The sequence below is a fragment of the Vibrio genomosp. F10 str. 9ZD137 genome, assembly GCF_049974785.1.
Lineage (GTDB): Bacteria > Pseudomonadota > Gammaproteobacteria > Enterobacterales > Vibrionaceae > Vibrio.
On record NZ_JBNGCJ010000621.1, the window covers coordinates 1 to 7,508 of the forward strand.

Sequence of the window (7,508 nt, forward strand, 5' to 3'; positions counted from 1 at the left end):
TTAGTGTGTGCTGATGAAGCCATTGATTTATTTGGTATCGAACGTTTGATTAAACAAGTTCTTACTCGTCATGAGCTAGAAGGATTTAAACCAACGAATACGCTACCTGAATCGAAATTGGACACTCGACCGATTAAACCGAAAAAGCCAAAGAAACCGAAAAGCAACCATGCCGATGGTCAGCGCTCGGGGGACAACGCTCGTGGTCATAAGCCAGCAGGAAAAAATAAGCGCCATGTTGGTGGTAACAGCACCGAAAGTGCGACCAATAAACCTAAACGTCGTCGCCAATTTAAAAAACCTGAGCAAAACTCTACTCATCGCTAATCGGTTTTGTGACGGTAGCGATTAAACAATGCGTTAAGAAACTATCGAATAATAGACGGTGAGCATTTTCACCGTTTATTATGAATATTCCTTGCTGCTAAACGTCAAGCATTCGTCACTGTATCAATCAACCTTATCCCGCTTTTACGTTCTTCACAAACTGTCCATGATAGGCACTACTACTCTGTTGTTTAGCTTGGTACATCGCTTTATCCGCCAAATCCAATAGTTCATCTAGGCTCTCAGACTCTGTGGGATAAATGCTCACACCAATACTGCTAGTGACAGATACATCCTCATCATCGAGTGCAATCGGCTTATCCAACTCGGTCAGTAACCCTTGTAGTATTGACTCAATCCGATCTGTACTGTTCAGTGACGTTAAGCACATAGCAAATTCATCGCCGCCTAGGCGACCGATGATATCTGTCGGTCTGCTTGCTTGCTTCAATCGAGTAGCATACGTCAAAAGTACCTTGTCTCCTGCTAGGTGGCCTTTGGTATCATTCACCAGTTTAAATTTATCCAAATCAATAAAGATGATAGCGATTTTATTCTCTGAGTTCGACGCTGCACCCATCGCTTTTCCCAAGCTGACATGGAATGCCCTTCGATTGAGAACCCCTGTCAGTGAGTCACGCTCAGACAAATACTGCAATTGTTCGGTCTGTTTTCGTAAGGTTGAGGTTTTTAGTTGAATTTCTTTCTCTAACTGGTCTTTTGTCACGGTGTGCTCTTGAAGTGACCCTTTCATCTCATTAAAAAAGTTCACAATGATGGCAAACTCTTCATCTAATTTAGGGTGGACTATACGGCTTGAAAAATCGCCGGTTGATAGCTTATAAATTCCCGATTTAATCACATTCGACCCGATCCTAAACTGCTTTAAAATGAGCAGCGCTAAAACCGCAACCATTATTGAGAAGAACAATAATATTAGCGCGGTTTTTACAATCGACGTTTCATTGTGGATACTCTGTTTGCTAAGCACATTCGTTTGAAGATGAAACAGTTCTTCTTCCATCGTTTGAACAATCATATTATATCGAGAGTGTAAAAGGAGAATCGCTTCCTCATTAGGACTTGGGCTTGAGTTTGTCGTGTTGCTCAATGACGTTGACAATGAATATAAGTTTATCTCTTGGCGTAACAAAACCGCTAGGCTGTGGTTCATCCGTTTCAAGTTACCAATCGATGCTGGGAAATCCATTTGCTGGCTTAAGTTTTTAGCAAGGTTCTGCTGGGCTATATACACTTCCTCTAAGCTTTCTTGATCACCACGTTGCAAAAAAACCCAAAGCTGGCTTCTCAACATATCAACACGCAACTGTATTTCAAGAATCGTTTTCATTTGGCTATCGCCCAATTGGTGTTTATCTCTAATATTCAGTAATGATGCACTCACCAGCGCCACCAGTAAGAATGCGCTAACCGCCAAAAAACTTAACTTGTGGAGAATAGAATTCATCATTCATAACTCACTGTTCTATTCATGACATGCTCCAAAGCCTTAGGTGAAAGTACGCGTCGATAGTTTGGTAACGCCCGCTCTACTAACTCGGTCTCTATCGCCCACCGAGCTTGAAGCTGCAAGTTTGATAACAGTGCATTGCCAATAGAAAGTCGAAATGTGTAATCTTGCCAAGACCAATCGAGTTGTGTTCTAGGGATATTCAATGCTTTCGCCACAATACTTTTTGCTTGCTCTGGCTGGGCGTGCATCCACTGTATGGCTGTGTTCAGCTGTTCCAAAATAATGACAGAGTTGGTCATATGCTGTTCTTCTAACGAGGACCGAGTCAAAAGGTTAAATGTTAAGTTGTACACGCCTTCTAAACCCAAGTTAATAATATCGGGCGACTCTAACATAACGGCATATCCATAAGGTTCCCAAACAGATATAGCGTCTACCCCTCCTGTGATCAGTGCATTGTTAAGTTCATTCGGCGCTAAATAAACACGTTGAACCTGAGCGCGCTTTAGATTGTGAGCAATAAGCAATGAATCAAAATAGAATTCACTGGCGCTCGCTTTTACAACGCCCACTTTCTTCCCTTCCAATTCATTAATAGACGTTATTTTACCTTCGCCTAATGCCAACAACTTCAAATCATTACCCGACTCAGCAAAGCTCGTCAGTACAGAAAGATCATCGTGTTTAAAACTCTCAAACATAACAACTGATTCGGAAGCCGTGGCAAAATCGACTTCATTATTAAATAGAGCTTTGGCGCAAGCGACCCCTCCTGAACAAGGGACAAACTCTACATTGATGTGTTTTTGATCAAATAGCTTGAGATGCTGAGCAATAATAAAAGGAGAGGATAAAGGCGTTTGGGAAACGGCAATTTTAATCGGACTAGAATTGGGCACCACACGAGAACTGCTGTCTTGGATAAAAAATACAAGAGCAGTCAGTAGAATAAACATAAAGCCGAGGCCTATTTTTATCTTCATTAATTTAAAACCTACGCCAACGAAAATTCTCATTATTGGATAGGATAAATATAGTAGATACTGCGGTCCTCGCTGGCGCAAATAGTAGGTATCTGCTCATTTGGCTAGGATCATCACAAAAAAGCACTACCTCGGTTAACGTGTAGTGCCTATAAATACATTGATGGCTCTTTAACGGTATAGACGTTTAGCCGAGTTGGATATCCAATTCATTTTGGATCAAGACAATGCACTGGGAAGCAAACAGCATTTTGGGCCCTAAGCTTATTTTTTGCGTGTTTAAGCGCTTCAGGCTATTCCAAGATTTCTTTGGCATGGGAATATGATCGGTCAGCAAAAAACACGCATTGTGAGCAAGTTCAATATCTCGTACAGAGTCACCTTTTTTATCAAGTAGGTAGAGTTGATAAGACTCGGCTAAGCGCTGGATTAAACGCTCAAAACTGACGGTTTCAACACTAATACCTGATTCAACTTGGCGCAATTGCTCTTTTGTCATGCCAACCGAAGCATCAAGCGCACGGGCGATCATATTGATCAACGCTTGTTCGTGAAATCCACCAATATTGTGAAGTTCACTGGATTGAAAACGAACTGTTCGAGAAAAGTCTTGAGTACTTTCGAGAACTAAATACACCTCAACATCATCTCGGTGTGATTGAGCGGTAAAAATAGCATTCATCAACACATGAGCCAAAATTTCGGTATGTGCTTCTTCTCCTACAGAGGCTAGGAATGTGTTTTTATCAGTTGAAGCGGCTCGCGCTCGAACAACAAATGCTCTCATGTTGGTACTCTTTGGCAAATGCGATAGCAATATCGTTATTGCTATCCAGTAAACGGGGCACAAAGGATACCATAGAGATCACGCCCTAACCTATTAGACTCCGACTAAATAGTGCCTGGCGGATTGTACTTAACTGATGGCGCTTAAATAAAAAGCAACTAATGTTCAATCCCCGATGGGTTAAAACTAAACTCGGTTTGCTGATAGACCTGTGCTAGTGATTTACTGCGTGCTTGCTTCTTAGAGCGCTTTTTTTTATCGGTGCACTCTTGCTCTCGCAAAGCATGTTCATGCTCTTTTGCTGAATCGATGAACTCTTGGTTGCTTAAAGCTTCTTGTCGTAAGCGATTCACTCGCTCTAAGGTTTCCCACAACATATCTCACCTCAATTAACACTGTACCTATAAACAGTATAGAAGCTGATTGAGATTTTACAATAAAATACTGTATATAAAATCAGCATTAATATGTATGACACTCACCAGCAGGCTATCTTTGAATGACGTCTGTAAATGAAATCTGTCGATCTCAACGTATCAGGCGAGTGATGAACATAAGATGACAATGAAATGACGATATGTCCGCAAAGGCGAATGAATACAGGAGGTAAATGTGCCAAAAAAGAGGCACAAACGCCCCTTTGATTGACCCGTTTATAGTCACTGGTAAAGGTTTAGGGCGAAGAAAGAATGGTGAATCGAGCTATGCTCTTTGAAATAAGCACCCATTGAAGTTAACACGAGTGAACTGAATATCCTTTAAAGTAGAACCAAACATACTGACCGTAAACATGACTCTCGGTTACTCGATGATGCCATTTTCAATTGCGTATTTAGCAAGCTCTACGGTCGAGTTGAGACCCAATTTATGCTTAATATTTTGCCTGTGAGTCTCCACCGTACGACAGCTAATATCGAGCAAAAGCGCGACTTTTTTGCTACTGTTTCCTTGAGCAACGAGCTTTAATACCGCCTCTTCTCGGCGACTCAATGGGCTGACGGTGCTGCTTGACGGAATCACATTTTCAGAAAATAGAGTTTGAGTAGCGGTTTCACAGAAGTAAGTCGACCCCTGATTAACAGTCTTGATTGCTTGTACCATCTTTTCCGCCGTGATCTCTTTTAGCATATAACCCACCGCTCCAGCTTGCATCACCTTCATAATGTATTCACGCTGATCGTGCATCGTCAGCATCAAGATCTTGGCGTCAGGGAACTCTTCTCTAATCAGACGTGTTGCGTCAATGCCATTCATTAAAGGCATGCTCACATCCATTAGAACGACATCGGGTTTTAGATCTCTGACCTTATCAATGGCTTCAATTCCGTTACTCGCTGTGCCTATCACCTCGATATCTTTTTCTAATTCCAATCGAGCGATGAATCCATCTAATACGACCTGGTGATCATCAACGATGACGACTCTAATAATTTCATTCATAAACTAATCCATCTAAATCCAGCAATACGATTATTTCCGTCCCAAAACCGGGTTCGCTCATCATTTCAAAATCTCCGCCCATAAACTCGACTCGTTCCCGCATATTCCTTAAACCAATGCCACGTGTCTTTAGGATACCATTAACCAGAAATCCTACGCCGTCATCTCGAATCATGAGTTGGAGCATACTGCCCATTTGTTGGAGTACAACCGTTACCTTAGTTGCGTTGGCATGTTTCTCAATATTGTTTAACGATTCTTGAGTGACTCGATACAGTGTTGTTGCCGCCTCTGATTTCAGCTTCCCTTTCTGCATATCAAATACGGTTTCAATCTCCACACCCGAATGAGATCGAAAGTCTTGTAACAACGCGGACAGAGCAGCCTCAAGACCAATATCATCAAGAGCGCTTGGTCGTAACTGATGAGAAATATGACGCACTTCATTAATTGCCGACATCAACGATTGCTGAGATTTCTCAACATGCGTTTTAAGTGACTGATCTTGAAGTTTATGCCCAAGTAACTCTAGATGACATTTACTCGATACTAACAGCTGATTAATACCATCGTGTAGCTCTCTAGCAAGATGTTTCTTTTCATCCTCTTGAAACATCACCGTCTGATAAACAAGTTCTTTCAGGTTTTTATCCGCTAACCGGTGCTCATGCAAATTAATCGCAAGTGTCAGCACGATGATCACCGCAACCGTCACCGCTAGAATCACCATAACCGTGAAAAACGTCGTTTCTATATTGTTCCGGACGGCCGATTGCATCGTCGCGACTTCTTGACTGATGTCCTCAATATAAAGGCCAGTGCCAATCATCCAGTCCCATTTCTCTAGCCATTTCGCGTAGCTCAGTTTGGGTACTATTTCCCCTGTCGAAGGCTTTTGCCACAAATATTGGTGGAATCCTCCCCCTCTCCTCGCTTGAGAAATGAGGGCTTCAATAAGGAAGTCTCCATCGCTGTCTTGAATATGCAGTAAGTCTTTACCGATCAGGTCTGGCTGGATAGGGTGAACCAGGTTAATGCCATTTTCATCATACGCAAAAAAGTACCCGTCGGTGCCGTATCGAAGTCGAGTGAGTATCGCTTTAACCTCTGCTTTTGCTTCGGCTTCATAGAGGTCAGGGTTATTGTAGACATAAGAAATTGCGTCGAAGGCAAGATCCAAACTGTCCTTTAGCGCACTCTCTTTCGCCGCGATCAGACGGTCATAAAAAATTTCGACTTCTTTTTCGCCGAGTTTCTGGGCTTGATAAATAGAGATCCAGCTAATGCTTACGGTAACCAGTAGCAGCGGGATAAGCGTTAATAATATTAATTTAGCTTTTAGAGGCATTCCTTTTCCTCATAGAAAAACGGCTTATCAAAACTTGATAAGCCGTTCTACTGTAACAGTTTGTCACGTCAGGTTGAATTTAAGCGATCACACTATTTCATCTAATCATTAAACTCACGGATGAATCCGCCAACGAACTCTTCACTGACACAAATTAACCTGCTATTAAGACATGCCATAGAAACCAGGGAATAGTAACAATGACATCAGTACGACAATTTGGATTGCAATAAATGGCATCACCCCTCGATAAATATCCATGGTGGTTACTCCTTTAGGTGCAACCCCTTTCAAATAGAATAAACTGAAACCAAATGGAGGCGTTAAGAAGGAGGTTTGTAAGTTCATCGCGACTAGGATAGCAAACCACGTCATATTAATGCCCATTATCTCAGCGACAGGTGCGATAATAGGAACAATAATGAAACAGATTTCCACAAAGTCGATAAAGAAACCGAGGATTAAAATCACAACCATTGTGATGATTAAGAAGCCCCATTTTTCGCCAGGTAACTGAAGCATCCACTCTTCGACTAAGTAATCTCCGCCAGTGTAAGTGAAGGCCATAGAGAATGCCGTTGCACCTAGCAAAATAGCAAAGACCATTGCCGTCACTTTAACGGTCTCTTTCGCTGCCTCATAAACCATTGAAAAGCTAAATTGTCTGTACAGAATTGCTAACACTATTGCACCAGCACCGCCTAAAGCAGCCGATTCAGTGGGTGTAGCAATACCCGCAAAAATTGACCCTAGTACAACGATGATCAAAGCCAATGGCGGGATGACCGCTTTTAACGCCGTGATCACTTCATCTTTACGGCTAATCGACTCATCTCGCTCCATCGATTGCGCAGATTCAGGGTTGAGTTTGGCGTAAATAAGAATGTAAACAATGTAAGCGCCAACAAGAACAAAACCAGGGCCAATCGCAGCACTGAATAAGTCACCAACAGGGACACCCAATACATCACCAAGTAAAATCAGCACTATCGAAGGCGGAATGATTTGACCAAGCGTACCCGAGGCACAGATGGTTCCACACGCAAGACCTTTATCGTAATTGTATTTAAGCATGACAGGGAGTGAGATAAGCCCCATCGCCACGACTGACGCTCCGACCACACCGGTAGAGATCGGAAGAGCGGCTCA

Annotated in this window: 6 protein-coding genes and 2 pseudogenes; 1 reads left to right on the forward strand and 7 read right to left on the reverse strand. The window is 42.4% G+C overall.

Translation table 11 applies throughout. The features are described 5' to 3' along the window. Positions 1-327, forward strand: a pseudogene (locus tag ACP45E_RS15045) (DEAD/DEAH box helicase); the annotation flags it as partial. A 133-nt stretch (positions 328-460) separates the two neighbouring features. On the opposite strand, the gene ACP45E_RS15050 reads toward ACP45E_RS15045, so the two are convergent. The 7 genes and pseudogenes from ACP45E_RS15050 to ACP45E_RS15080 all read right to left on the reverse strand — a co-directional run. Next, entirely contained in the window at positions 461-1,798 is a 1,338-nt protein-coding gene (locus ACP45E_RS15050; protein WP_017039101.1) for a diguanylate cyclase domain-containing protein, read from the reverse strand. Next, positions 1,795-2,784 carry an ABC transporter substrate-binding protein gene (locus tag ACP45E_RS15055; RefSeq protein ID WP_017039102.1) on the reverse strand — a complete coding sequence of 330 codons (990 nt, stop codon included), beginning with the start codon at positions 2,782-2,784 and terminating at the stop codon, positions 1,795-1,797. The genes ACP45E_RS15050 and ACP45E_RS15055 overlap by 4 nt, the downstream gene beginning before the upstream one ends. A gap of 187 nt (positions 2,785-2,971) precedes the next feature. Next, a complete protein-coding gene (gene trmY, locus ACP45E_RS15060) occupies positions 2,972-3,571 on the reverse strand; it encodes a tRNA (pseudouridine(54)-N(1))-methyltransferase TrmY (RefSeq protein WP_017033445.1) in 600 nt (199 codons plus the stop codon). Between the two features lie 158 nt (positions 3,572-3,729). Next, a complete protein-coding gene (locus tag ACP45E_RS15065; protein WP_017033446.1) occupies positions 3,730-3,948 on the reverse strand; it encodes a hypothetical protein in 219 nt (72 codons plus the stop codon). 424 nt (positions 3,949-4,372) lie between these two features. Then, positions 4,373-5,011: a response regulator transcription factor gene (locus ACP45E_RS15070; RefSeq protein WP_017033447.1), complete on the reverse strand. Its 639-nt coding sequence runs from the start codon at positions 5,009-5,011 to the stop codon at positions 4,373-4,375. Beyond that, entirely contained in the window at positions 5,004-6,359 is a 1,356-nt protein-coding gene (locus tag ACP45E_RS15075; protein ID WP_017033448.1) for a cache domain-containing protein, read from the reverse strand. The genes ACP45E_RS15070 and ACP45E_RS15075 overlap by 8 nt, the downstream gene beginning before the upstream one ends. A 165-nt stretch (positions 6,360-6,524) precedes the next feature. Then, a pseudogene (locus tag ACP45E_RS15080) lies at positions 6,525-7,508 on the reverse strand (TRAP transporter large permease); the annotation flags it as partial.